We start from the raw sequence: 24,619 nt of genomic DNA, 5'->3' as shown, positions 1-24,619 counted from the left end.
TAGTACCTATTGAAGAAACAGTAAAAATACATTACATTAGAACTACATTGTAACACATTAAGTGGTCGTAAAATGGCTGAGACAACATTTACCTTTCGCGTCGATGATGTATTAAAAAATGAATTTTCCAAAGCAGCAAAGGCGTGTGATAGATCTGCTGCACAATTATTGCGCGATTATATGCGCGATATCGTAAAAGAACAAAAAGAAAAAAGTGCACACGATTTATGGTTTCGGGAACAAGTTCAATTAGGGATAAATTCTGCTAATGCAGGTGATATAATATCTTCTGAAGAAATCGAAGCAGAAGCAAAGGAATGGCGCTTAAAAACACAAAGTAAACTCGATAGATCGATTTTATGAAGCTAATTTGGACACAAGTAGCACACGTTGACCGCAAAAAGATACGTGAATACATATCACAAGATAATCCTTCTGCTGCCTTAAAGTTTGATCAACTTTTATCTGAAAAAGTAGAAAAACTTGTTAAACTTCCTACTCTTGGTCGTTTAGGACGAATTGTAAATACACGTGAACTTATTGTACATCCAAATTATATCATGATTTATGATATTTCAAATGGCGTTGTGCGTATTTTACGTGTGCTTCATACAAAGCAAAAATTTCCTTAATTAACTGTATTTTTATTTATTTGGTAATTGAAGCAAATTATTTTCTACAATACTGCGCTCCTTATCAGTAAGTAATGATAGATTACTATTTTTATAATGTTGCGAATATGATTGCATAATGCACTTTGCACACCGCTTAGTTGCTACTCGTAAAAATAATGATGATACTCTTGGTAAACGACGTTTTATTATCAATGATGTCATGGTCGAAAAGCTTGGGGAACTGTTAAAAGAAACCCCCGTGGTCTCTTAATGGTGCGTGATGAATTGTCTGGTTTTTTAGCCAATCTAGAACGAAGAGAATATCAAACAGACCGTGCTTTTTATCTAACAGCTTTTAATGGAGATGATCAATTTACCTATGACCGTATAGGGCGTGGAACCATTTTTATCCCTCATGTCACTTTATCCATAATTGGAGGCATTCAACCTTCTCGCATTCTCCCCTTTATACGCAATGTTTTATATGGCAAAGGCAATGATGGTTTCTTACAACGCTTTCAAATGCTGGTGTGGCCCGATGATACAAAAAATTGGAAGTGGGTTGATAGACCTCCCAATCAAGAGGCATGGGAAAGCTATCAAGGGGCATTTCGTTCTCTTTCTGGTAAACCCCTTTGTTCACCAGAACATCCGCTTGTGATGCGTTTTTCTGCCGAAGCCCAAGAAATGTTTCGTGAATGGATGCAAAAGATTTTTAAAGAAGCCAAAGAGAATAACCTTTCTGAAAGCTTACAAGCGCATGTTTTGAAAATGCCTAAAACCATAGTAAGTCTTGCATTGATTTTTGAATTAACCGAAGGGGGTCGTTTTGAAATTGGACTCTATGCCATCACAACAGCCTTGCGTTGGTCAAACTATCTGTTAAGTCATGCCAAACGTCTTTATGCGGCGCATGATACATTAACAGCAGAGCGTGCAAAATTAATTGTAGAGCGCTGTGATCATTTACCCGATGTTATTACAGCAAGGGATATTCACCAAAGAGGTTGGAGGTCTTTAAAAGACAATCAAGCCATTAAGCAAGCTTTAGAGCTTTTATGCCGTTGTAAATATATTCGTGAAATCTCTGGAGATAATAGCTCTCAAGGCGGTCGACCTACCATACGCTATAAATGGCATCCTTTGGTCAAAAACAACAGCATAAAACAATAAAGCCATTGTAATTTTTTGTTATCCTTCAAACCTTCAAAGATCTTATCGTTCCCTACAGAGAGTTCACGAATTATCTTTGAGAGTTTTGGTTTTATAATTTTTAAAAGAAGAGACATACAGAGGTCCTTTTAAATCTTGTGTCAAAGATATCCAAAACACAACCTCTATAGATTTCGAAGGGGTTTTGAGTTTTGACGGTTGCTTCTTTTGTATAAAAAACGATAAAAAGTAAAAACGTTATATTTCAATGTGTTAATATTTTACAGATCTTTAAAAAACAACCTATATTGATAATACAACCTCTAAATTCAATCAATAATATACGTTTTGTAGGGGTTTTGACAATTTTTATACCGTCAAAACCTATCTATAAAATAATTCATAAAACTTATCAAAATACTCATTCTGATATTTTAAAGCCCATGGTGCATTTGTCTTGATTAACAGGTCAATTAACACATCAAATAAATAGAAAATTTCACTATTTTGCTGATCTAACCTCTCTCATGGGTTGTGGATAAACAGCCTTTAAAAAACCTTTTGAAAAAATTTATCCGCTTTTGAATGACTTTACCTCTTCTGATACTCGCTATTTATCCTAAATGGATTTAATTAACTTCATTTCGATTCTTTTGAAGAGAATTAATCAATAGAATATATTGTTATGGAGTTTATTCTTTATGTCTCACCTTCATAAGTCTGATCATGAACATGTCACTTTACGCTCTTTGTTAGAATATTATCGTCAACAAGCAAAATCACCCCGTGAATTGGGAACATTGTTTGAAAATCTTGTAAAAGCTTATTTATCTGAAGACCCTTTACAAAAGCAGGAATACGAAAAGGTTCAGACTTATTTGGAGTGGGCTAAGGAGCATGATGAAGATGGACGTGATATCGGCATTGATCTGGTCGCTACAATCCGTGATCAAGGAGGTTATGCAGCTATTCAATGTAAATGCTATGATACTTCTCACATCATTAAAAAAGAAGATATTGATAGTTTTATAGCAGCTTCTGGCAAAAAGATCTTCACCCGTCGTATTCTAGTTGATAGCACGGAAACAGATTGGAGTGATAATGTCGAACTGACTTGTGAGGGGCAAGAGGTTCGTATTCAACGCATAAACCTTTTTGATTTAGAAAACAGTCAAATCGATTGGGGGGCATATAAAGAAAAAGGTAAAGCGACCCTTAAAGAGCAACTCAAAAAAAAGCTTTTAGATCATCAGAAAGAAGCACTGAAAGATGTCTGTGAGGGTTTAAAAGAAGCAGACCGTGGCAAGCTGATTATGGCATGTGGAACGGGCAAGACGTTCACTAGCCTTAAGATAGCAGAGACCATAGCAGGAAAAGGCAAGCGTGTGTTGTTTTTGGTGCCTTCCCTTGCTTTGATGTCACAAACAATCCGTGAATGGACCCTTGATACAGAAGTGCCCTTGCGTTCCTTTGCGGTATGTTCAGATACACAAGTGGGCAAGCGTCGTAAAGGGAAACATGATGATGAGGCTAGTCTCGATGCCTCTGATCTTGTCTTGCCGGCTACGACCGATGCGCAAGCACTTGCGCGTAAAGCCAATAAGACTTCTCTTGATGTGATGACCGTGGTCTTTTCGACTTATCATTCAATCCAAGTGATTTCCGATGCTCAAAAAGATCATGGGTTACCCGAATTTGATCTGATCATTTGTGATGAAGCCCATAGAACAACTGGTGTTGTGTTGGGAACAGACAAGCATGAATCTGAATTTATCAAGGTTCATGACAATAACATTATTCGAGGCAAAAAACGCCTCTACATGACAGCAACCCCAAAGATCTTTAGTGACAAGCTGAAAAGGAATGCTGTCTTATCCAATAACGTTTTGGTATCCATGGATAATGAAAAACTCTATGGCAAACAACTTTATACTTACAACTTTTCGCGTGCTTTAGAGGATAAGCTGTTATCACCTTGTAAAGTTATCATATTAGTTGTCAACGAAGGAGAAGTAAGCCAATCCATTCAACATCTGATTACCGATAAGAATTATGAACTTATTCTCGATGATAGGACCAAGATTAATGGCTGTTATAGAGCCCTTACCAAAATGGACTTGAAAATTGATCTTGAAGATGACCCCAAGCCCATGCGTAGAGCTTTAGCTTTTTGCAAAGATATTGATACTTCTAAACGCATATGCAAAAGATTCAAAAAAGAAAAAGTGCAAGAATCTTTGCGCGCTCTTCATAAAAACTATAAAGATACTCCCCCTCTTAACTGTACCCTTGCTCATATTGATGGAACCTTTAGTACTAAAGAGCGTACAAAACAACTTGACTGGTTAAAGGAAGATGCGGGGGAAAATACTTGTCGTGTACTTACCAATGTACGCTGTCTTTCTGAAGGTGTTGATGTTCCTGCTCTTGATGCCGTTCTATTTTTACACCCGCGCAAAAGTCAAATTGAGATTATTCAAGCGATAGGACGCGTCATGCGTCGAGCTGAGGGTAAAAAAAGAGGCTATATCATTCTACCCATTGGGATACCCGCTGATATTCCGCCGGAAATAGCCTTAGAAAACAACCAAAAGTATAATGTCATCTGGCAAGTTCTCAATGCTTTACGTGCCCATGATGATAACTTTAATAAAATAATTCACCATATGCACAAAAAACAAGACGTAAGCTATGCTCTTGAAATTGTTGCTGCTTCTCAAGAACTTGCGTTAGAAGATACGACCACGGTTATTGATGATTTACCTATACGATCAAAATTAGAGTATTCAGGACTTAATATTGGATTAGCAACTTATGAATCTTCTCAAACATACGAAGCACAAGGAGAACTCCCCCTTTTTTCTAAATGTAAAGATGTCATCAGAGCTGCTATTGTCAATAGATTTTACGATCCTAGCTATTGGAAAAGATGGGCAATAAATGTTGCTGACCTTGCTCAAACTCATATCGCACGCTTAACTGAAGTTTTAACGAAATCAGAAAATGAAGCACGGCGGGTGTTTAATGATTTTATGAACGAATTGCGTAGCAATTTAAATACGACTATCTCCGAACAAGATGCGATTGAAATGCTTGCACAACATCTTGTGACGCGTCCAGTCTTTGATGCTTTATTTGAAGGGCATCAGTTTGTTCAAGAAAATCCCGTATCTTGCGCTTTACAACGTGTACTCGATGCCCTTGATAATTTTACTCTTAAAGAAGAATCTCAAGATCTTAAAAATATTTTTAGGAGTGTACAATTTTACACGCGTGGAATTACTACTCTTGAAGCACAACAAAGTTTAATTGTAGAGCTTTATAATGAATTTTTCCGTTATGCTTTTCCACGTACGGTAGAAAAATTAGGGATTGTTTATACCCCCATTGAGGTTGTGGATTTTATTATTCATTCTGTTGATGATGTATTGCGCGATGAATTTGGAAAGAGCCTTGGTTCACCGGGTATCTCTATTCTTGACCCTTTCACTGGAACGGGTACCTTTATCACAAGGCTTTTACAATTAGATCTCATAAAACCAGAGGATATGGAATATAAATATCGTTATGATATTCATGCCAATGAGATTGTTTTACTCGCTTATTACATAGCAGCCATTAATATCGAAGCAACCTATCATGGTCTCATGAAAGGGAATTATATCCCTTTCAAGCATATTGGTTTAACTGATACGTTTCAAATGCTTGAAAAGAAAGACTTGTTGCAAAAATTATTTAAAGAGAACAATGAATATTTAGAGCACCAGAAAAAACTGGATATCCAAGTTATCTTTGGCAACCCTCCTTATTCAACAGGGCAAAAAAGTGCTAATGATAATGCAAAGAATACATCTTATCCGATATTAAATGACCGTATTGCTGAAACTTATGCTGTTCAATCTAAAGCAAGCCTTATGCGAAATCTTTATGATAGTTATATCCGTGCTATTCGTTGGGCTAGTGACCGTATTGATAATGCTGGAGTTATCGGCTTTGTTTCTGGTTCTGGTTATATAGAAAAATCAACAATGGGCGGTTTACGAAAATCTTTAGCCAAAGAATTTACCAGTATTTACGTGCTTAATTTACGGGGGGATATTCGTAAAAACATGTTAAGCAATGGGAAAGCTCAAGAAGGTGAAAATATTTTTGGCAATGGAAGTATGACTGGTATTGCTGTAACACTATTTATCAAAAATCCCAATGTTTCTGGAGAGTGTAAAATTTATTATCATGACATTGGTAATAATCTTTCCACCGAAAGAAAACTTGAGATGCTTCAATACTTTGGTAGTGTTGGTGGTATTGCACGTGAAGACGGGTGGAAAATAATTACACCAGACAAGCACGGTGATTGGATACATCAACGTGATGACAGTTTTGAGAGGTTTATAGCATTAGGAGATAAGAAAGATCATAATAAAAAGCTCTTTGAAGCGTTTTCTTGTGGTATTGTCACTAGTCGTGATGCATGGGCATATAACTCAAGCCGTGAAGTTTTAGCAAAAAATATGAGTAACATGATTGATTTCTATAACAGCGAGGTGAAACGTTTTAATGATGCTTATGGACATGTTGATCGCAGAATACGTAAAAATGCTATAGACAATTTCGTCAATACAGATGAGAGCAAGATAAGTTGGAGCCGTGCACTTAAAAAAGATTTGGAAAAAGGAAAGATTTTTGAATTTGAGACTACATGCATTACGCAAAGTTCATATCGTCCTTTTACACAACAATGGCTTTATTATAACCAGAGTTTCAATGAAATGGTTTTACAAATGCCGCGGATATTTCCAATGGGGCAAGTAGTCGAAAATAAAGTAATACAAATTACAGGCATAGGAACACGAAGCGGTTTTTCTGTGTTGATGGCTAAGAATTTGCCTAATCTAGATGCAATAGAAAAATGTCAATGCTTTCCACGCTACATTTACCAAAATACTACGATCTCAAAAAATAAAAATGAAAAACAGTCACATTTGTTTGCAAATGCTACAGAAGAAAGCAAAAATGCTGATTTACAACGGCGTGATGCCATTACGGATGAAGGGCTAACCCATTTTAAAACTGCTTATCCGAATGAAACAATCACTAAAGATGATTTATTCTATTATATTTACGGAATTTTACATTCAGAAGATTATCGTACACGTTATGCTGATAACCTCTCTAAAGAATTGCCTCGCATCCCTTGTGTAAAAAGTGCTGATGATTTTTGGAAATTTGTTACAGCAGGGCGTGAACTTGGTCATTTGCACGTGAATTATGAAACTGTAGAACCCTATCCTGTTACCTTTAAAAAAGGCAATCCAAAACTGACTGATATCCAAAATCCTGAAAAATTCTATTATGTAACTGAAATGAAATTCGCAAAAGCAGGTAAAGAGAAAGATAAATCGACTGTTATTTATAACAGCAATATCATCATGACAGATATCCCTCTTGAAGCTTATGAGTATATCGTCAATGGTAGACCCGCTCTTGAATGGGTTATGGGACGTCAATGCGTTAAGACAGATAAAAAGAGCGGCATTGTGAATGATGCCAATCGCTATGCTGTTGAAACCATTGGCAACCCTGCCTATCCATTAGAGTTATTTCAAAGGGTTATTACTGTAAGTTTAGAAACAATGAAAGTCGTTAAAAACTTACCAAAATTAGAAATAAGAGAAGCTGAATAACTTATAAAGCATGCTCACATAATGGGTATGATAAACTCATAAGGAGTATAGGGTACTCTATACCTCTCTTGTTAATTTGCTTACATAAAATCTTCTTTACTATGAGGGATAACAAAATAAAGTTAAGAGAATAGGATTTTGCAACATTCCTCTTAATTATTGCGAAGCAAGGATTCTTTTCGTGGAGTTTTTTTGCCATACCTGCTATCCAAAGGGTTTTTAATTCTAAAAAATTGACTTGAGGCTATAGTGTAGCTACATTATAATAAAGGTTATGAATGGAGGTACCAATCATGAAAGCCGATTCTGTTGTTCGCGCTCGCATTCCTGCTGAAATGAAAAAACAAGCGATGATTACTTTAGAACGCATGGGATTAAGTGCATCAGATCTTATCCGCATAACTTTTTGCGTGTCGCTGAAGAAGGTTGTTTGCCTTTTGAGCTTAAAGTACCTAATAGTATCACACGTAAAGCTATAAAGGAATTAGATGAAGGTAAGACATTTAAAAACGCTGATGCCCTTAAAAACGCTGATGCCCTTTTTAAGGACTTAGGCATTTAATATGCTGATACCTGTTCGCTCAAGACAATTTAAACGTGACGTGCGCAAGGCGGAAAAACGCGGTAAAAATATGAATAAGCTGCATACACTATTAAGTCTTCTAATTGAAGAAAAGCCATTACCAAGACGTTACTGTGATCATCCACTAAAAGGCGATTGGGTAAGGTGTATAGCTAAGAAAGTAACATTAAAAATAGTAATCATAAGTAAAGGATGAAGATTGTTTAATTCATTGGTTTTATTAAACCAATCAATAAGCTCTTGCATTCGATACGGCGTATCAAATGGTGTTGCTGTTTCAAAAACAATACCAACCATTTTGCCTTCAGAATTGAATGCTGCTACATCATTACGTAATGTCTTATATTCCCCTCTATGACGTTCATCTTTATCGCTCTCATATAAAAGATCACGATGCAACTGTTTAATATGATTTTCTGTAATAGGAATATCTTTCCAAGATTGAAAGATTATTTCCATAACTTTTGCATAACCAATAACTTCTTGTTCATCACGGCTCTTAAAACTTTTAATTTCTAAGTTTAACAAAAGCTTTTCAATCTCACGGTCTGTTAATTTGTTTCCTTCAATACGTGTAGAAGATCCAATACTTTCAACAGTAGCAATATGGCGCAGAGCATTCAAACGTTCTGGAGCAAGAGTTCCAAAAGCACGCCACACACCTTTGAACTCATCAATCTCAGTAATCTCAGTAATGAGAGCCAACAATTCTTGTGTAATTTGGAGTGTATCTGTTTGCATACCGGATTACAATAAGACTTTTTACATTTGTTAATGTTGGTTTATGGTAGAGCCGTATTGCTAAGAGATTAAGAGTTAGCATAAATACTTTACCTTTGTTCATTGAAGGTAGGAATATAAACCACACAAAAATTAAGATAAGCTATACTAAGTTGATCACCCTCCTCCATGACCCGTTGAAAATCCTTTTTCAACTAATGATGTTAAGCTGGTAAAATGTCTGTTTGCATATCGGAATATATGCCTGATTTATCCTATTGCGATTAATTATACGTACATAATAAATACATGTTATTTATACAGTATTTATTCATTAAATAAGGAATTTTCCGTTTTTCTTTAACAGGTTTATTGCTAATTTATCAAATGATAACAAATGTATTACGCCTAGCCAATTACCTTCATGCAATATAATTTCATCAGCAAAATCTCCACTAGCCTCTAGAATAGCAAGCCTTGATTCAACAGCTGGTATATTCATTACTATTTATAGAAATCAAAAAACTGCGGATGTCTTCTCGTGCCAAGTTTTTACTCCCATCATTTTCTTTGACAAGAAGGGCTATTTGTTAAAATGATAAATTGCTAGGATATATTGGCTGTTACAGGTGATTTACGTCCTTGGAATTAGAAGGATATCTTTCTCTTTTTACAATAAAGAAAGCATTAATAGTCTTTTTACCCATATGTTGATTTTCTTCACTTTTATCCCCATAGCTCTTTCTTTGGTTTACTTATTCTACCAGATGACCACACCATAGCATTGTCGATATCTTGAGATAACATGGTTGGTCCATCTAAATCAATTAGATCACCTTTTTGCGCTAGCCACCAACATGGTGCTGCAGAAAGTGAAGTGCCAAGCATACAACCTATGAGAACTTGCAGCCCATTAGCCTTTGCTATCTGAATGGCGTTCAAAGCGGCTGTAACACCCCCAATTTTGTCAAGTTTTATATTAATCATATCGTAATATTTTAAAGCTATGTCGAAATGATTGACATTTAAAAAACTCTCATCGGCACAGATCAATACTGATCCGCGTTTAACCTGCAAGAGCAGGTCCTCATTACCGAAAGGAACAGGCTGCTCTAAAACTTTGACGCTATTATTGTTAAGCTCGTACAGCCATTCGCTTAAAGACACATTTAAACTGCCGTTTGCATCAACAATTAACTGAGTATTTGGAAAGACATCCTTTACTTTCGAAATTACACTGGTAGAGGTAGAATTATCAACCTTTAACTTGATGATTGGAAGTTGTTTATCGGTGAAATAATCTAATTCTTTGTTATTTTGCAGAATTCCGATAGTTTGCGCTGTACAGATTTCTCTGGAAGTTTCTATCCCAAGAAGTTTATTTACAGGGGTCTGGAGAATTTTACATTCTAAATCTATTAGAGCACAATCGATAGCATTTCGTGCAGGACCGGGGTACATAACTTCTAAGAGAGCTATCCGATTTATTCCGCATAATAACAGTTTTCGCACAGCTTCAATTTCAGCTTGCACACTTTCAAGATTATGACCTCTTACAGAATAGGGATTACATTCGCCTCTACCAATTATTCCTTTATGTTCAAGTATTACTGTTAAAGTAAGTACGTCATAGTGCACTTCCCCTGCTATACGAAAAGGGTAAGTTAAAGGTCGATTAATGATTTCTGTGTGTATGTTAGTGACTTTAATTGTATTTAAATAAGTCATAAAACTTTTCCTTTTAAAAAATCCTCAACCCTAATTAGTTGCCTTTTTCCAGAAAGAAATGTATTTAACTTATCTGTCACAGAGATAGAAATCTGCATTTTTACATAATGAAATAGTGAGGAGAAGCGAGTGATGAATTCTTTTACACACCGATTATCTAAGCCTTTAGAAGGGTCAATAGGCTTTATATAAAGGATTGCCTTATCTTGGGCAACTTGAACAATTTGATATGCCAGTACATTTGATTTATAGTCGACTAGAGTTTCATCGCAAAGTCCCAAGATTACATCTGCTGGTACAAAATTGTTAAATCCGTCCAGTAAATGTTCATCTTCTCTCCCCCTAAAGGATTGGATCATCCGAAAAGTAGATCCACAAGTACAATTTTCTGATGATGAGAAACGCACCAGATCACCTTGGTCATACCTTACAAAGGGCATGGCTCTATTACCAAAAGATGTTCCCACGAGTTTTCCATATCCATCCCTACCAACATTGATGAGCTCGAAGTAACCACTGTCCTCTACTAAGTGATACTGGCGGCAGTTACATTCATATGCAATTAATGACATTTCTTCAGAGGAATATTCATCTAGTACTGGAATCCCCAGTTTTTTAGATAAGTTAACTCGCTCTTCTAAACTACTACGCTCTGAATTTGTACCGATCGCTTCGATGCCAATGCTCTCTAAGTTAAGTCCTGTGCTAGCAAGCCTTTGTAAATAGCTTGGAAGAGAAAGCAATAATGCAGGTTTTAGCTCACGTAGATGTGTTTCAACAACTTTTGTAGGTGCATCTTGGGAAACAGTAACATATTTATAATCTCCCAAGAGAGAAGTAAAACGTTCTGCTACGAAATAAATGCCATAACGAAGGTCAGTTGCTTTCATTTGGCGGCCCAAAAGTAATTCGCAGTGTCGCATATACCGAACATGTCGAAAGTAAACACTATCGCTGTCTTGATAAATAGTCAAATTTAAACCGCTAGAGCCAGAGGTGCGGGCAGAGTGTAATACTTCTGGTTTTATCGTAGACATACATTGCTTATCAAATTCAGCTTCTACCATCATTTCCTTTGACACGATAGGTAAACATTCAAAGTCTGACCACGTACGTAAACATCCAGCTTCATATCCTGCATTTTGGTATAATTCCCTATAAAATGGTTTTGTTAAATAAACAAAATCAACTAACTCTACTAGTTGCTGAAATTGTATCTGCCGACGAATGGCAGGTGGAATCCGTAGAACTTTTCGTAAGGTAGATTTTTCTTTCATCCATTTTTTATACAACTTTTTTTGCGCTTCTACTGTCTCGCGTAAAAAGCGCTTGCTACGTCGTATGTATGGTGCAACTTCTAAATTGGTTGTGCACTGTGTTTCTACGTCAAAAACTTTACTAGATTCTCTCATTTTCAAGGCTCTTGTTATCTGGAGATACAAGGCGATGAAGTTTTACGCCTGAATCTTTTTCAAAGAGGGAAATACGTTCATTGCTTATTGAGATAAATTCTTCCATGCTATTAGCTTCTACAATTGAGAATCCTAAACGAACAAAAAAATCTTTAGGAGCTGCAGCTACTTTTTGCCCTGGTTTAACTTCCATGTAATGCTCTTGCAAAGTATTACTCAAATCTAGAGACGGAAAATTATTACTCACGATACCACCTTCTGTAGGGATAAAAAAGACAATACCAATTCCGCTTGTTACTGTGGAGATAAATTTGTGAGGAATCCCAAGGTAGCTCAATACAAGACTTGTTCCTGTTACACGACGTTGTAGATATGGAATTTTATCCCCACCTAAGCGCCCCGCTATTTCAACTGGAATAAGTTTATTATTAGATTGGAAATACTCAAGATGAAATATACTGTCACGAATATCAAGTGCTCTAACAACCTGGATAAAAAATTCTTTCTCCAAAGGAGAAGGTTTAATTTCTCGTGAACAAAAATGTCCTATTTCTTCAAAAAACGGCAAAGGTGTTTTGAATTTGACTGTTTTTGCTAGAGCAACTGCATTACCATTTTGCACATATCCCTCTATGCTATATTCTTGACCTAAAATTACGCTTTCTACTATAAAATTATCTGAATACACATTATTTTTTGTATTAAAGTATTCACGAAGTTCTGCTTTTGAACAGACAAATTGCACACCAATGCTAGAATAGCCCTTCTCTGGCTTAATAACTATTGGAAAATCTATAGATTGTTTTTGTAATGAGGTGGGGGAGCCTACACTATATTTGGGAGTCATTATATTTGCATGCATAAATGCCTCGCGTTGGGCATATTTACTTCTAACTAAATTTGTCTGATAGGGAGAAAGAAAATATATTCCTAACTTAGCGAAGAAATCAGCTGCCCAAAATAAAAGACCTTCAATATAGCAAATGCCTGTTACATTAGACCAGTGTTTTGATTTACATAGTAAACGCTCAGCTTCAGATATGGGGTCTGCACCAAAGTTTATTTTTATTGATTTACTAATTATCCCTATGTCACTATGCTCATCTACTTCATCGTCCGCCAACCAAATTTCTAAGCCTGCGGCGTGCATTTCTTCTAAAATATAGCCCCTGTATGCAAAAAATCCTTTACCAACGACTAAAATTTTTGTGTGTGATACCAATACCACCCCCCTCATGGATTGCAGATGTGAATATAGAAAGTCAATTTCTATATTAGATCTTGCGACATATTATATACATGTTTGTAAGAGTATATTTTATTTGCTACATGTCAATTACATATTTATATTTTTTATTGATTTAAATAAAAAAACTAAGCTATTATATGATTTTTACTTAATTGTTATTTTTGATTGTCTTAGATTTTATTATACTATTAAATGGGGGGGGTAATGGATGGTCAAGGTAGATAGTTTTATTTCTAAAACAACACTTACAGATTATGAGCAGGTAGGATTTTCAATTGAATTAAATTTAGCAGATGGACATGCTTACCAAGAATGTACGGACTGTCAGCAAAAAATAGTAAAGAGAATGAGTGAGATATGGCATGCGACAGAGCAGCAGCCTATCTTGGAGGCGGAGAAATCATTTATCCATTGTTATGGTAATTTAATCTCTTCTTCTGGATTGAGCGAAGTAGCATATTCTATGATACTTCCAACAGCTTCAAATTCTATTGATTTGGTGGCATCTTACTTAAGTCATAGAAATATGAAAACTCTTCTTACTTATCCTACCTTTGATAATCTAGCACTTTTGCTCCATAGGCGTGGTGTACCTGCATTCCCAGTTACTGAAAGTGAACTTATTGATCCTATTTATCTAAGAAAGAATCTTTCTGAAGTTGACGCATTATTCCTTGTAAATCCAAATAATCCTACAGGAACTAATTTAAAGGAACACGAATTTATCCATATAGTTGAGGAATGCAAACGAGCTAATAAAATAATTATAATTGATGCTAGTTTTAGACTTTATTATCCTCAAATTTGGGACTCTTATGAGATTCTTAATAAAACAAATTCTTCCTATATTATATTTGAAGATACAGGGAAAGTTTTTCCTACACAAGATATGAAAGCAAGTCTTATGTCATGCTCTGCTGACCATATGTTTATGTTGAGAGAACTTTACAACGAGATTTATCTTTGTGTTTCTAAATTTACTTTAGGCGTTTTATCAGAATTTTTTGCTGAAGCATTTACAGGTGTTAGTCCATTAGTAAATTTTCATGAGATAGTTGCTTTGCGTAGAAAATTTCTTCGTAATAAAATTAATGCGAGCCATATAGATAACAATGCTAAAAGTAGTTTGATTGGTGTTGAATGGATGAGGATTCCGCAGTTTAGTTTAAACGACTTAGATTTCGTAAGAAAAGTACAAGCGTTAGGAGTAGCAGTATTGCCGGGACGTAATTTTTTCTGGTCTAATGTCGGAAGTCCAGAGACTACAAACAATTTTCGGATAAGCCTTATGAAACCGTTGGGTATATTTCAACAGGGCGTTAGCATTCTTGCTGAGTACCTAGAACACTAGGGAGGTGGTAAATGAAAGTTTTAGTTTCTGGTATTGAAGTACCTACAGAAATATTAAATTATGTAAATTTATGTAATGGGCAGATTTTAACATTAACAGGCGAAAAATCTAAAGAAGAACTGGACCAAATTCTACCTAGCACAAACTTTTATCTTCTTGGTGGGAATGAATATTTAGATCATGAACTTCTTGATAAAGCGACGGAATTGAAGGCCATAGTTGTCTTGGCGGCTGGTGCGAGTTCTTTTGTAGATATAGAAGCAGCAAATGAACGTGGAATCACAGTACTTAATACTCCTGGTGCAAATGCACTTGCTGTAGCAGAATTTGCTGTCGCACAAATGCTAGCAACGCGAAGAAATCTTATTGGGTCTGTTTTAAACTCAATGGTACGATGCCGTTCTCAAGAAGTAACAAACTCTCGTATTGGGATATTGGGGTTAGGTGCAATTGGTTATCAAGTAGCACGCATACTTCGGTCAGGCTTTAATTGTGATGTCTCATACACTAGTCGCTCTCGTAAGTTAGACGTAGAAGAAAAGCTTAAAATAACTTATGTTTCTTTAGAAGAACTTTTTAATACAACTTCTACAGTAATTGTTTGTTGCGATCTGAATGCACAAACAGAAGGTTTAATAGGCTCTTCGCTTTTTGGAAGAAAAGCTCGTACAATCGTAGGAATATCTGATATACGAGTTTTTGATATTTTAAGTATTATTAATAACTTAAAAGATGGACATCTCGACGCAGTGACTCTTGATGTGAGTTTAGATCTGTTCTCTTCTTGTCTGCCTTCAAAAATTAATAGAAAAGAATTATCCTATCATGGGCTCTATGTAACACCTCATATAGCGGCTAATTCACATGAAGCTTGGGCACGTATGATTGTCATGGGTACAGATAAATTACTCCAAAGTATGGATAGCAAAGAAAATCATTATGCAAGAAAATATTATAAAGGCCCAGAGACGGCTTAGGGATGAAGTTGATCCTAATAATTTAATCTTCCCAGAGGAAAGAGAGTATGAAAATATTCGTTTGGCTTACAATCGTATGCATGATCGACGGCCAATGGCAATTATTCAAACGCTTGATGTAGAAACTTTACGAGCTGTATTAAAAATACGTAGAGAATTGGGTTTGAATCTTGCTGTTCGAGGTAGAGGACACCATATCGGCGGATTTTCTACAATAGATAACGGGATACTGATTGATTTTTCGCCGTTTAGAGGTGTTCAATATAATTGGGATTTAGATTTAGCAATTATACAACCTGGTGCATGTCTTCAAGACATTGATAGACAACTTGAGGTACATAAACGTTGTATACCTGCAGGCACGGTAAGTGATACAGGTATTACTGGTTTAACGCTTGGAGGGGGCATAGGTTGGTTGGTAGGATCAGCTGGTCTGACGTGCGATTATCTACATAGCATGCGTATTTTGCTTGAAGATGGAGAGCTTATTGAGGTAAATGATAAAAGCCACCCTGGACTTATGTCTGTGTGTCGTGGTGGTGGGATGGGCGGATTTGGCTTAATCCTTGAACTCCGCTTTCATACACTTCCATTACAAAAAATTACCGCTGGCTCTATTTTCTTCTCTCAGAAGGATTGTGTAAACGTATTAAATAAGCTTAGTAAAAGCCACTCTAAAAAACAATATTCTACCGTTTCAATGGCTCCAGTTCTCCGTAAAATTTATACTGGGGTTGAGCTATCAGTAGACTTGTGTTCTTTTGGCGATGATTTGAGTGAGTTAAATCGTTTGCAATCAATTATAGGAGGCGACTGGTCAAATGTAAAAGAAGTAGCTTATACAGACTGGCAATCGAATTTTGACTCTGATTTTTTGCCTCCGATGCGAGGTTATTGGAAATCAGTGCATTTTGGTTCAATACTTCCGAATTCATCAGTATTAAAAGAAATTTGTGATAAAGCTCCGTCCTCACGTTGCGCAGTCATGATAGAATTTTATAATCAACGAATTTTACAATTAAAAGCAATAAACTCATGCTATCCTCTGCGGAGTTCAATGGTAGGTGTTTTGGTGTCTGCACGCTGGGAGGAATTGAGCCATGATAACCTTTTTATATCTTGGGTAAAACAATCTGCCAACAAGCTTGCTATCTACGGCACTGTTGGGGAATATTCTAATTATTCTAGCGCGAATGAAACACATTTAATTAAAGGGTATTCTATAGACAAGATTAAAATGTTTTATGAATTAGGCCAGAGGTATGATCCTCAACAGGTATTTGCACATGGACATAGAAGCCGTATTTATAAAGGAGAATGTCTTAATTGTTAGAGAAAAAATTGGATGTTTTCACTATAGCGCGTATATATTGTCCAACGGCATTTCAACTTATAGATATTGATTCTAATTTGTCATTAAATGACTATGCCTTAGTAACTCATAATGCTAGCCAACTAAAATTCGTTGGCTCTTTAGTGCAGGAAGAGCGAAAAATTTTTGCTGAATGCCTATATTCTGAAGTTGAACAACGCTGGGGATCACAACGGGCGCAACAAGCACATGATGAAATTTTACAGAATCCAGTAATCCAAACAGGACCTCATTATCGCTTGATGTTTGATAATGATTTTAGTTCCACAATGGCATTTTCGATTCGTGGTCACGAACTTATGGGAAATGTCACCAATATAATGTTTACTTGTTCAACTGTAACTCTAGAAGAACAGGCTCGTTATGGCCCAGCTTGGCTTCGAATGGATGATACATCCTATAGAATTTTTGAAATGCCTCGGCGACGATTGGCTAAGAAAAGTGTTAGCGAATACCAAGATGATATTGCTTTATCATCAGAAGTTCAATCTTGGCTGCGTAGGCAGTTTCTGAAAGCAACGTTTCCAGAACATTTACTAAATACTAAAACAGCTATTGTAACGCACATTAATAATCTTAATGAATACGTATTCGAGCAATTTAGGCAGGGGCATAATATTTCTACTATCACATTACGAGAACCATTTTTTGCCATGTACGCAATAGAATTGTTGGAGCGACCTAGTTTTATGCGACGTCTTATAGATGATGGACGATTAGCAAAAATGGTTGAATTGCTTAAACTAGAGTCACAAGGGCTATGGAAAAATTTCATTCCCACTGCCACAGATCTATTTTGGCTATCGGTTGAGGGACGTGTACGTCCTCTCCAGCTAAGAGATGGTGCTTTATATTCAGATCGTTTTGGAGTGCGTATTGATTTTGAAACTAATTCCATTGTACAAAATCTTCGAACAGGACGATTAGTCCCTAGTTTATTTTTTATATTTTTAAGTGGTTCTTTATTGCCAAGAATTCGTTTTTTAGGGGGAGCATATCAAGTTTTGTACCAAGAAATTTTCCAAAAAATTTTATTGAAAATACTAAAAATGGATGTGCAAGATGAACAAAGGCTTGCTAAGGATATTTTATCAACAATTGTAACTGCTTGGGGGCATAATGTTGTACAAAAAAACGCATGGCATGAAGTCCAAAAAGACAATAAAGGCGCATTGCGCTTCTCCTTTAAGAACTGGATATCTCCTCTTAGCTTAATGAGTTCTCATTATGCATCTTTTACGCAAGATTTGCGATGGAAAGACTTGACAGAAAAAATCAATACGTTTTGTTTAAAAGATCCGGGTTTAATATGCCCTTCAATAGGGAAGGGTATTTCACAATGTTTGTTGTGATGAAGCAATTACTCCTTCTTGGCATGCCACTGGCTATTGGTTTTATCTCTCAGATGATGATTTCCTTCACAGATGCGGCACTTGTGGCACATTTAGGCGTTCAAGCCTTGAGTGGTACAATGTTGGCTCTAAGTATGTTTAGTTTTGTTATGTTGTTGGGACTAGGGATTATTACCGCAGTTGCACCAAAACTTGCGGAAAGTTTTCGCAAACAAGATAGAGATGCATTGAAGGCATGGTTTGATCAAGGAATATGGCTTTCCCTTTTGATTGGAATAATAAGTGCAATCATTTTACTCAATACGAGGAATATTTTATGTCTTCTCGGCCAAAATGAGGCAATTGCCAATATAGCGCAGAAATATAATAGTGGCGCTGCTATAGGGGTAGTGTTTTTTTATCTTTATGTAAATAGCCGTGGATTACTGTCAGCAATTGGTCATCCAAAGCACTTAACTTGGATTATGCTTGCCGCTATTCCTGTAAATTTTCTCATCTCTTGGCTGCTTATTTTTGGTATAGGTCCTGCAAGCGGATTTGGTGTCTTTGGTGCTGGAATTGCGAGTAGTTTGATCCGTATTTTGATTGTTATGGCAGTAGCAATAATTCTGTCCCGCAATTCTACTTTTAGTTCCTTTCACTTTAATTATTTAAGACCAAAGTTAGAAATTTCACGAATAATACAATTACTGTTCATAGGACTTCCCATTGGTATCCGTATTCTTATTGCGGAGGGCTTTCCTTCTGTCATTGCCTTCATGATTACAGCTTTTGGGGTCGAAGCTTTGGCTGCGCATACGATTGGAATGCGTCTTGATATGCTTATTTCTGTGGTAGCTTTGGGGATTTCCAGCGCAGCTGCGACCATAGCAGCGTGGTATCAAGCCGATCGGAATCATATGGCTCTAAAACAGTTACGTATGAATGTCACAATTTTTGCTATAGCTTATGTCTTGTTTTTATCAGGGGGTGTTTATTTTTCTTATGAATTCATTCTTTCAATCATCTTTGACATTTCTTCAGTCCACGTTATTGTTTTCTCTTGGGAGTTGCTTCCATTTATCTTATTGTCTTTTGCTTTTGGCACTTTAGGAGCCATGCTCAATGGCATACTTGTGGGTTTGCTTGATACGTTTTGGCCAACAATTGTTGTAACAATAAGCTATTGGGGGATAGGCTTATTTGGGGGAGCTCTCATGGCACATTTTTTTGAATATGGTTTTATGGGTTATTGGCTTGGCATGATTGGTGCAAGCTTAATCGTTTCTCTCTTTAATTATATGCGCGTGGGTTATTTAATAAAACGCAATTCTATTTTGGTGGTATGGTGAGTATTATAAGAGTGCCGTAAGCACTCACTGTGTAGATATAGCTTCACTGTCTATATAGTCTGTTTACTTCTGTGTAAATAATAATATAGGTTACAAAACCTGCTTAATATTGAAAATAAGAAGTATTGTTACGCAATTAAAGCTGGACAATCACATTGATAAAGTTCAAGCACTTATAAATGTTGGTTTATCACAGAGCCCTATTGCTAAGACATTAGGAGTTAGTGTGAATACCTTGCGCTTATTTATAGAACGCAAAAATATCAAACCTACAAAAACTAAGCCAATTATCACTATGCCAAGAGCATAGGAGAATTAGGGTAAGCTATACCAAGTTGATCACCCTCCTCCATTACGTATCAAAAGACCTTTTTCAACTAATGATGTAAAGGTTGCTTTAAGCGTATTGGGAATTGCTCCAATTTTACGGACCATATCGCGGGTTGTAACACGTCCATGATCACGAACATAGTCAATAATATTAAGAGCCAATTCAGACAAATTCAAAAGAGCATTTTTTTCACTTTCTATTTTCATTTCTAATTGGCATTTTTGTTTTTGTAGAGCACGTAAAAAAAAGAGTATCCAAGGTTCCCAATTAGGTGTCTTCGTATAAATTGTCTTTTGCGTTTGATTCAAAGCTAAATAGTAACTTTCTTTATTATTCTCAATAACGCTTTCAAGTGACGAATATGGTACATAAACATAGCCTTTTTGTAACAAAAGTAGAGTTGTTAAGATACGACTTAAGCGCCCATTCCCATCTTGGAAAGGGTGTCATGATATTCATATCGAACCAGATTGGCTGCTTATTTATAGAATAGAAGGAGATAAATTACATCTTATTCGTACAGGAACGCACTCTGACCTTTTCAAAGAATAATTATATGAAAAGTTAAAAATACTCTAACTTTTCTCTACATAAAGAGCGCAGACCGTAAAAAACTCGCTCTTGAAGCTATAAAAAAGCTCCAAAAAGATGAGGGATAGAGAAAAAAACTAATAGAATCAATAAAGAATAAAATTCTTACTATTAATATAACTTATTGACTTAATTATTATTGAGTATCCCTTTTTAAAAGGAGTGTTTATATGCGTTATTCTAAAAAGAAGAAACTTGCACTTTTATATACTCTACTTTGGATTGCTTTAAGACTTTTAAGAAACCCACTCTTAAAGTGAATACACTTCTTTTAAATTGCCTTTAAAAGATTATACCGTAATCTAAAATGATAGCTTTGTTTAAAGAGAGTTATGTATATTCATTTTGCTTATAGGTTTTGAAGGTTCCTAAAACTCTCAAAACCCCTTCAAAATCCCTTTAAATGTATATTACAGGTTGTATTTATGTGTTGTATTTAATATAAGCTGTTTATTTAAAACATTAACTTATTGAAATATAATAACTTTTACTTCTAATTAAAAAATAAAACTAAGTAATAATAAAAGGAACCTTCAAAACCCTCAAAACTCATAACCATAATAGTCTTGATAACATTTCTTATGAGTTACAAGCTATCTTTTGAAAGGCTTAAAGGATCACATGCTTTTCATAAAGCACATTTTAATCACTTACTAAAATCATAAATTTATCTATTCAAATGAACTGATAAAATTCATAAAAGGGATTTTAATAACGTAATCAGTTTTTACTTTCATACGCTTTTTATAAGACGTGTTGTAATTACTTACTAAAATAATCTAGTTTATCAGTTCAATTTACTGACACATAACTGACAAGTTTTAATCAACTCACATCATTGGTTATCTTTAAAGATTGTACGATTGATATGAGTTGTGTCTTAAAAAACATTAGCATATTGAAAAATATATTGATTTTATTTTTTACCATTTAAAAAAGAATAATATAGGATTTAAAAAGAACTGACAACACTGACACAGGTCTATTAAAAGGGATTTTGCTCATCTCTATAATTATCAATCTCTCTTTAGATGTTTTTACAGTAAATCACAATTATCCTATTTATCGTTTCTCTCTTATGAAAATGAAAAATGATGTGGTAGCTATAAAAAACATGACAGCTATAGAGAATGCGTAAAAACAGCAGGCTTTCATAATCACATGCAAATGAACGCATTGGTTATAAGAACGCGGTGCCTATTAAGGTTGTTAAGTTGCAAATGTGTTATAAGCAAAATTCACAAAAAAATTTAAAATTCATTTAGTAAAAAAACTGATAGGTTATAAATATAAAAATACGCATGATGAGAGCGTTTCTAAATATTATAAATGTATAGATTCAGAAAATAACACTATCGTTTCATAAATCTTATAATATAGCTTTAACAGCACATAAATATAAAAGAATAAATTAATAAGCATATAAACAATATGAATACGCAACGTATTTAAAAAAGTGCCAAAAATATCAAAAAAGATAAAATAATAATTGACAATAAATACGTATTTTGATAAATAAGTAATCAAGTGATTGAAAAACACTTTGTGATAAGCGGATAGGTTACGATACAGCCTTTCCAAAACCTTTTAAAACTGGCTATCTTTTATGCTTTTGTTAGTATATGAGAACTTTGTCGGGTGTGCTTACACCATACAATACCCTTTTAAGGGAAAAGTGTAAGCAACGGACTTATCACCGTGTTTTTCAACGCCCGGCGCCTTTATAGGTTGTCAATTGAAAAACAATTTTATGATAAGGAATTAGCTATGAACGCTACAGTTAATAAATTAAATACCCCTATTGCAAATGAAACCACGCCTGTTCAAAAGCCGCAATGTGCAAAAAAATACGAATTTACCAATGAAAGTTTCACTTTTGATGGGATTACTTTACACCGTATACGTGCTTTAAGAGATTTTGATGATGTCAAGGCGGGGGACCTCGGCGGTTTTATTGAAAAGGAAAGCAACTTGTCACATGATGGCAATTGCTGGGTATATGATAATGCCGCGGTTTTTTTGCACGCTAGTGTTTATGATAATGCTAAAATTTATAATGAAACTAAAATTTTTAGACATGCCAAGATTTATGGCAACGCTATAGTCAATGGCAATGCGTGGGTTTTTGATAACCATGCTCGTATTTTTGACAATGCCAAGGTTTCTGGTAACGCTAGGGTCTGTGGTCATGTCTATGGCAATGCCGTGGTTTGTGATAATACTAATATTGCAAGTGATGCTCGTATTTTTGACAATGCTCGCATTTATGAAAATGCACATGTGTGTGGTTGTGTCTATGGCAATGCCCATGTCTATGGTAAATCACGCATTTATGTCGGGGCGTGTATTCATGGCAATGCCCATGTCTTTTGTAATGCTTGGATTAAGGATTATGGGAGTGTCTATGGCAATGCCAAGGTTTCTGGCTCCGCTCGTGTGGGTTGCCTCGCACAAATTTATGATAATGCCAAGGTCTATGGTAAATCCAATATTGATCATCAGGTAAAAATTTATGGCAATGCCGTTGTGAATAGCCATGCAAAAATTCGTAATGATATCTGTGATGATAATCAGTCACTAAAAGACGCTGCCTAAATGACGCGCGGGCGCGGCGGGGGCTCCCCTCTTTCAAATTCTTTCATTCAAAAATTTAATAATCTTCTTATAAAGGAATTGTGCTATGCAAAAGAAGTTTGCACTCACAAATGAAACGCGTGTATTTGGTAATCATACCCTTTATCGCATCCAAGCATTAAAAGACTTTGCTGATGTTAAGGCTGGTGATCTTGGTGGTTTTATTGAAAAGGTAGATAACCTCTCTCATGAGGGCAATTGCTGGGTGTATAATGAGGCTCTTGTTTTTAAAAATGGTCACGTTTATGAAAATGCAAAGGTTTTTGGCAATGCTATCGTTGCTGGCTATGTCTATGGTAATGCTCATGTGTATGGCAAGGCTATTATTTATGATCATGCCTATGTTTATGACAATGCTAGGGTTTATGAAAACGCCCGTATAGCAAATAACGTGCATGTTTGTGAAAATGCTCATATCCATGGCATTGCTGTTATTCGTGAAAATGTTGGTGGGTCTACTGAGATTAAAACCTATATTGAACGGCTCTCCCCTTATGGTGAATTAGAGATTGTCTATGTCTCACCAAAAATAAAGCAGCATAATTGAACGCACGGGTGGTGCGGGGGCACCCCCTTTTCAACCAAATATTCCCATTCCAAATTTTAGCAAATCTTTATCACATTAGATTGTGAGGGTGTTCTTATGTGCAAAAAATACATTATAACAAATAAAAACAAACAAATTAAAGATCGGATGACTAAACAGATTACAAACCTTTATCGCATTAAAGCTCTAAAAGATTTTGATGATGTCAAAGCTGGCGATCTAGGCGGCTTTATTGAAAAGGAAGCCAACCTCTCTCATGAGGGTAATTGCTGGGTTTATGATGATGCATGGGTTTATGGGCATGCCCGTGTTTGTCACAATGCAAAAATACGTCATAACTCTCAAATCTGTGGTCATGTCTATGGCAATGCTGAGGTCTATGGCAAGGCTTTTATCTCTCAATATGCAAAAATTTATGACAATGCTTGTGTCTATGGCATTGCCCATGTGGCTGGTTATGTTTATGGCAATGCCCATGTGGGAGGGAGCGCCCGTGTTTATACAGAAGCACATATTTATGACAATGCTCACCTTTCTCATAATGCGTGGGTTTATAATTATGCAAGGGTTTATGGGCATGCTCAGGTTTCGGGTTCTGCCTGCGTTTATAGCCATGCTAAGATTTATAATTATGCTGTTGTTAATAGCCGTGCAAAAATTTATGGCAAGGTTTATGGCAATGCTAGCGTGGGGGGCAATGCTGAGGTTTATGGTTCTGTTTATGGCAATGCAAAGATCTCATATTATGCAAAGGTCTGGGGTAAAGCTTATGGCAAGGCAAAATTAAACAGACAAAGTAAGCTAAGGGTGGTACCCAAAAATTGTGAGGTTTATGAAAGCGATAATGTTGTCAAGATTGTTGATACAGAAGAGTAAAAAAACAAGCGTGGGGGCGCTTTTCTTATGGCTATAAACGCATCATAAAAGAGAGAATTCAAAAAAGAAAGCCGTGCCATTTACGTGACGCGGCTTATGAATGAAGATATAACAA

General features: G+C 35.8%; 20 protein-coding genes and 2 pseudogenes. 17 read left to right on the top strand and 5 right to left on the bottom strand.

The annotated features are described in order from the left end of the window. The first annotated feature begins 72 nt into the window (after positions 1-72). The 7 genes and pseudogenes from MCS_RS06935 to MCS_RS08885 all read left to right on the top strand — a co-directional run bounded on the left by MCS_RS06935 (position 73) and on the right by MCS_RS08885 (position 8,229). The gene (locus tag MCS_RS06935; protein ID WP_004856840.1) at positions 73-363 is read left to right on the top strand and encodes a CopG family ribbon-helix-helix protein; all 291 of its coding nucleotides are present in this window, start codon (positions 73-75) and stop codon (positions 361-363) included. After that, complete coding sequence (locus tag MCS_RS06930; protein WP_004856836.1) at positions 360-632, top strand: type II toxin-antitoxin system RelE/ParE family toxin; 273 nt, start codon at positions 360-362, stop codon at positions 630-632. The genes MCS_RS06935 and MCS_RS06930 overlap by 4 nt, the downstream gene beginning before the upstream one ends. A gap of 160 nt (positions 633-792) precedes the next feature. Continuing rightward, positions 793-1,787 (top strand): annotated as a pseudogene (locus tag MCS_RS06925) (DUF3987 domain-containing protein); the annotation flags it as partial. Between the two features lie 680 nt (positions 1,788-2,467). After that, on the top strand, positions 2,468-7,450 hold the full coding sequence (locus tag MCS_RS06920; protein ID WP_004856829.1) for a DEAD/DEAH box helicase: 4,983 nt from the start codon (positions 2,468-2,470) through the stop codon (positions 7,448-7,450). 293 nt (positions 7,451-7,743) lie between these two features. Beyond that, positions 7,744-7,929 (top strand): type II toxin-antitoxin system RelB/DinJ family antitoxin, encoded by a 186-nt coding sequence (locus tag MCS_RS06915; RefSeq protein WP_004856827.1) that lies wholly within the window; start codon positions 7,744-7,746, stop codon positions 7,927-7,929. Beyond that, positions 7,857-8,012, top strand: a complete 156-nt coding sequence (locus MCS_RS08925; protein WP_425290176.1) for a type II toxin-antitoxin system RelB/DinJ family antitoxin — start codon at positions 7,857-7,859, stop codon at positions 8,010-8,012. The genes MCS_RS06915 and MCS_RS08925 overlap by 73 nt, the downstream gene beginning before the upstream one ends. Position 8,013: 1 nt before the next feature. Continuing rightward, positions 8,014-8,229 (top strand): type II toxin-antitoxin system RelE/ParE family toxin, encoded by a 216-nt coding sequence (locus MCS_RS08885; protein ID WP_004856823.1) that lies wholly within the window; start codon positions 8,014-8,016, stop codon positions 8,227-8,229. Here MCS_RS08885 and MCS_RS06910 read toward each other — a convergent pair. The 4 genes from MCS_RS06910 to MCS_RS06890 all read right to left on the bottom strand — a co-directional run bounded on the left by MCS_RS06910 (position 8,151) and on the right by MCS_RS06890 (position 13,115). Beyond that, positions 8,151-8,774: a Fic family protein gene (locus MCS_RS06910; RefSeq protein ID WP_004856820.1), complete on the bottom strand. Its 624-nt coding sequence runs from the start codon at positions 8,772-8,774 to the stop codon at positions 8,151-8,153. The two genes, MCS_RS08885 and MCS_RS06910, sit on opposite strands and share 79 nt — an antisense overlap. Before the next feature lie 705 nt (positions 8,775-9,479). Continuing rightward, a complete protein-coding gene (locus MCS_RS06900; protein WP_004856816.1) occupies positions 9,480-10,481 on the bottom strand; it encodes an enolase C-terminal domain-like protein in 1,002 nt (333 codons plus the stop codon). Beyond that, positions 10,478-11,893 carry a phenylacetate--CoA ligase family protein gene (locus MCS_RS06895; protein WP_004856813.1) on the bottom strand — a complete coding sequence of 472 codons (1,416 nt, stop codon included), beginning with the start codon at positions 11,891-11,893 and terminating at the stop codon, positions 10,478-10,480. Before MCS_RS06895 ends, MCS_RS06900 begins: the two co-directional genes overlap by 4 nt. Next, the gene (locus MCS_RS06890; protein ID WP_024864286.1) at positions 11,880-13,115 is read right to left on the bottom strand and encodes an ATP-grasp domain-containing protein; all 1,236 of its coding nucleotides are present in this window, start codon (positions 13,113-13,115) and stop codon (positions 11,880-11,882) included. Before MCS_RS06890 ends, MCS_RS06895 begins: the two co-directional genes overlap by 14 nt. A gap of 235 nt (positions 13,116-13,350) precedes the next feature. Between MCS_RS06890 and MCS_RS06885 the strand changes: the two genes are divergently transcribed. From MCS_RS06885 to MCS_RS08745, 6 genes and pseudogenes are all read left to right on the top strand, one after another. After that, positions 13,351-14,493, top strand: coding sequence for an aminotransferase class I/II-fold pyridoxal phosphate-dependent enzyme (locus MCS_RS06885; RefSeq protein WP_004856804.1), 1,143 nt, complete (start codon positions 13,351-13,353; stop codon positions 14,491-14,493). Positions 14,494-14,504: 11 nt separating this feature from the next. Next, the gene (locus tag MCS_RS06880) at positions 14,505-15,470 is read left to right on the top strand and encodes an NAD(P)-dependent oxidoreductase (protein ID WP_004856802.1); all 966 of its coding nucleotides are present in this window, start codon (positions 14,505-14,507) and stop codon (positions 15,468-15,470) included. Next, a complete protein-coding gene (locus MCS_RS06875) occupies positions 15,433-16,803 on the top strand; it encodes an FAD-binding oxidoreductase (protein WP_004856797.1) in 1,371 nt (456 codons plus the stop codon). Before MCS_RS06880 ends, MCS_RS06875 begins: the two co-directional genes overlap by 38 nt. After that, entirely contained in the window at positions 16,797-18,194 is a 1,398-nt protein-coding gene (locus tag MCS_RS06870) for a hypothetical protein (protein WP_004856794.1), read from the top strand. The genes MCS_RS06875 and MCS_RS06870 overlap by 7 nt, the downstream gene beginning before the upstream one ends. Further along, on the top strand, positions 18,182-19,525 hold the full coding sequence (locus MCS_RS06865) for an MATE family efflux transporter (RefSeq protein WP_004856791.1): 1,344 nt from the start codon (positions 18,182-18,184) through the stop codon (positions 19,523-19,525). Before MCS_RS06870 ends, MCS_RS06865 begins: the two co-directional genes overlap by 13 nt. Positions 19,526-19,646: 121 nt before the next feature. After that, a pseudogene (locus MCS_RS08745) lies at positions 19,647-19,835 on the top strand (recombinase family protein); the annotation flags it as partial. 29 nt (positions 19,836-19,864) lie between these two features. Here the strand turns inward: MCS_RS08745 and MCS_RS06860 are convergent. Further along, the gene (locus MCS_RS06860; RefSeq protein WP_004856790.1) at positions 19,865-20,248 is read right to left on the bottom strand and encodes a Fic family protein; all 384 of its coding nucleotides are present in this window, start codon (positions 20,246-20,248) and stop codon (positions 19,865-19,867) included. A gap of 16 nt (positions 20,249-20,264) precedes the next feature. Here MCS_RS06860 and MCS_RS08880 point away from each other — a divergent pair, with 16 nt between their 5' ends. The 4 genes from MCS_RS08880 to MCS_RS06845 all read left to right on the top strand — a co-directional run bounded on the left by MCS_RS08880 (position 20,265) and on the right by MCS_RS06845 (position 24,504). After that, positions 20,265-20,408: a type II toxin-antitoxin system mRNA interferase toxin, RelE/StbE family gene (locus tag MCS_RS08880; protein ID WP_081486278.1), complete on the top strand. Its 144-nt coding sequence runs from the start codon at positions 20,265-20,267 to the stop codon at positions 20,406-20,408. A gap of 1,806 nt (positions 20,409-22,214) precedes the next feature. Further along, positions 22,215-23,042: a hypothetical protein gene (locus MCS_RS06855; protein ID WP_004856788.1), complete on the top strand. Its 828-nt coding sequence runs from the start codon at positions 22,215-22,217 to the stop codon at positions 23,040-23,042. Positions 23,043-23,127: 85 nt separating this feature from the next. After that, positions 23,128-23,628, top strand: coding sequence for a hypothetical protein (locus tag MCS_RS06850; RefSeq protein WP_004856785.1), 501 nt, complete (start codon positions 23,128-23,130; stop codon positions 23,626-23,628). A gap of 96 nt (positions 23,629-23,724) precedes the next feature. Further along, on the top strand, positions 23,725-24,504 hold the full coding sequence (locus tag MCS_RS06845) for an LbetaH domain-containing protein (RefSeq protein ID WP_004856784.1): 780 nt from the start codon (positions 23,725-23,727) through the stop codon (positions 24,502-24,504). Positions 24,505-24,619 lie beyond the last annotated feature (115 nt).

This window comes from Bartonella doshiae NCTC 12862 = ATCC 700133 (assembly GCF_000278155.1).
In the GTDB taxonomy this organism is placed as follows: Bacteria; Pseudomonadota; Alphaproteobacteria; order Rhizobiales; family Rhizobiaceae; genus Bartonella; species Bartonella doshiae.
This window is presented reverse-complemented; position numbering and strand designations above follow the sequence as displayed.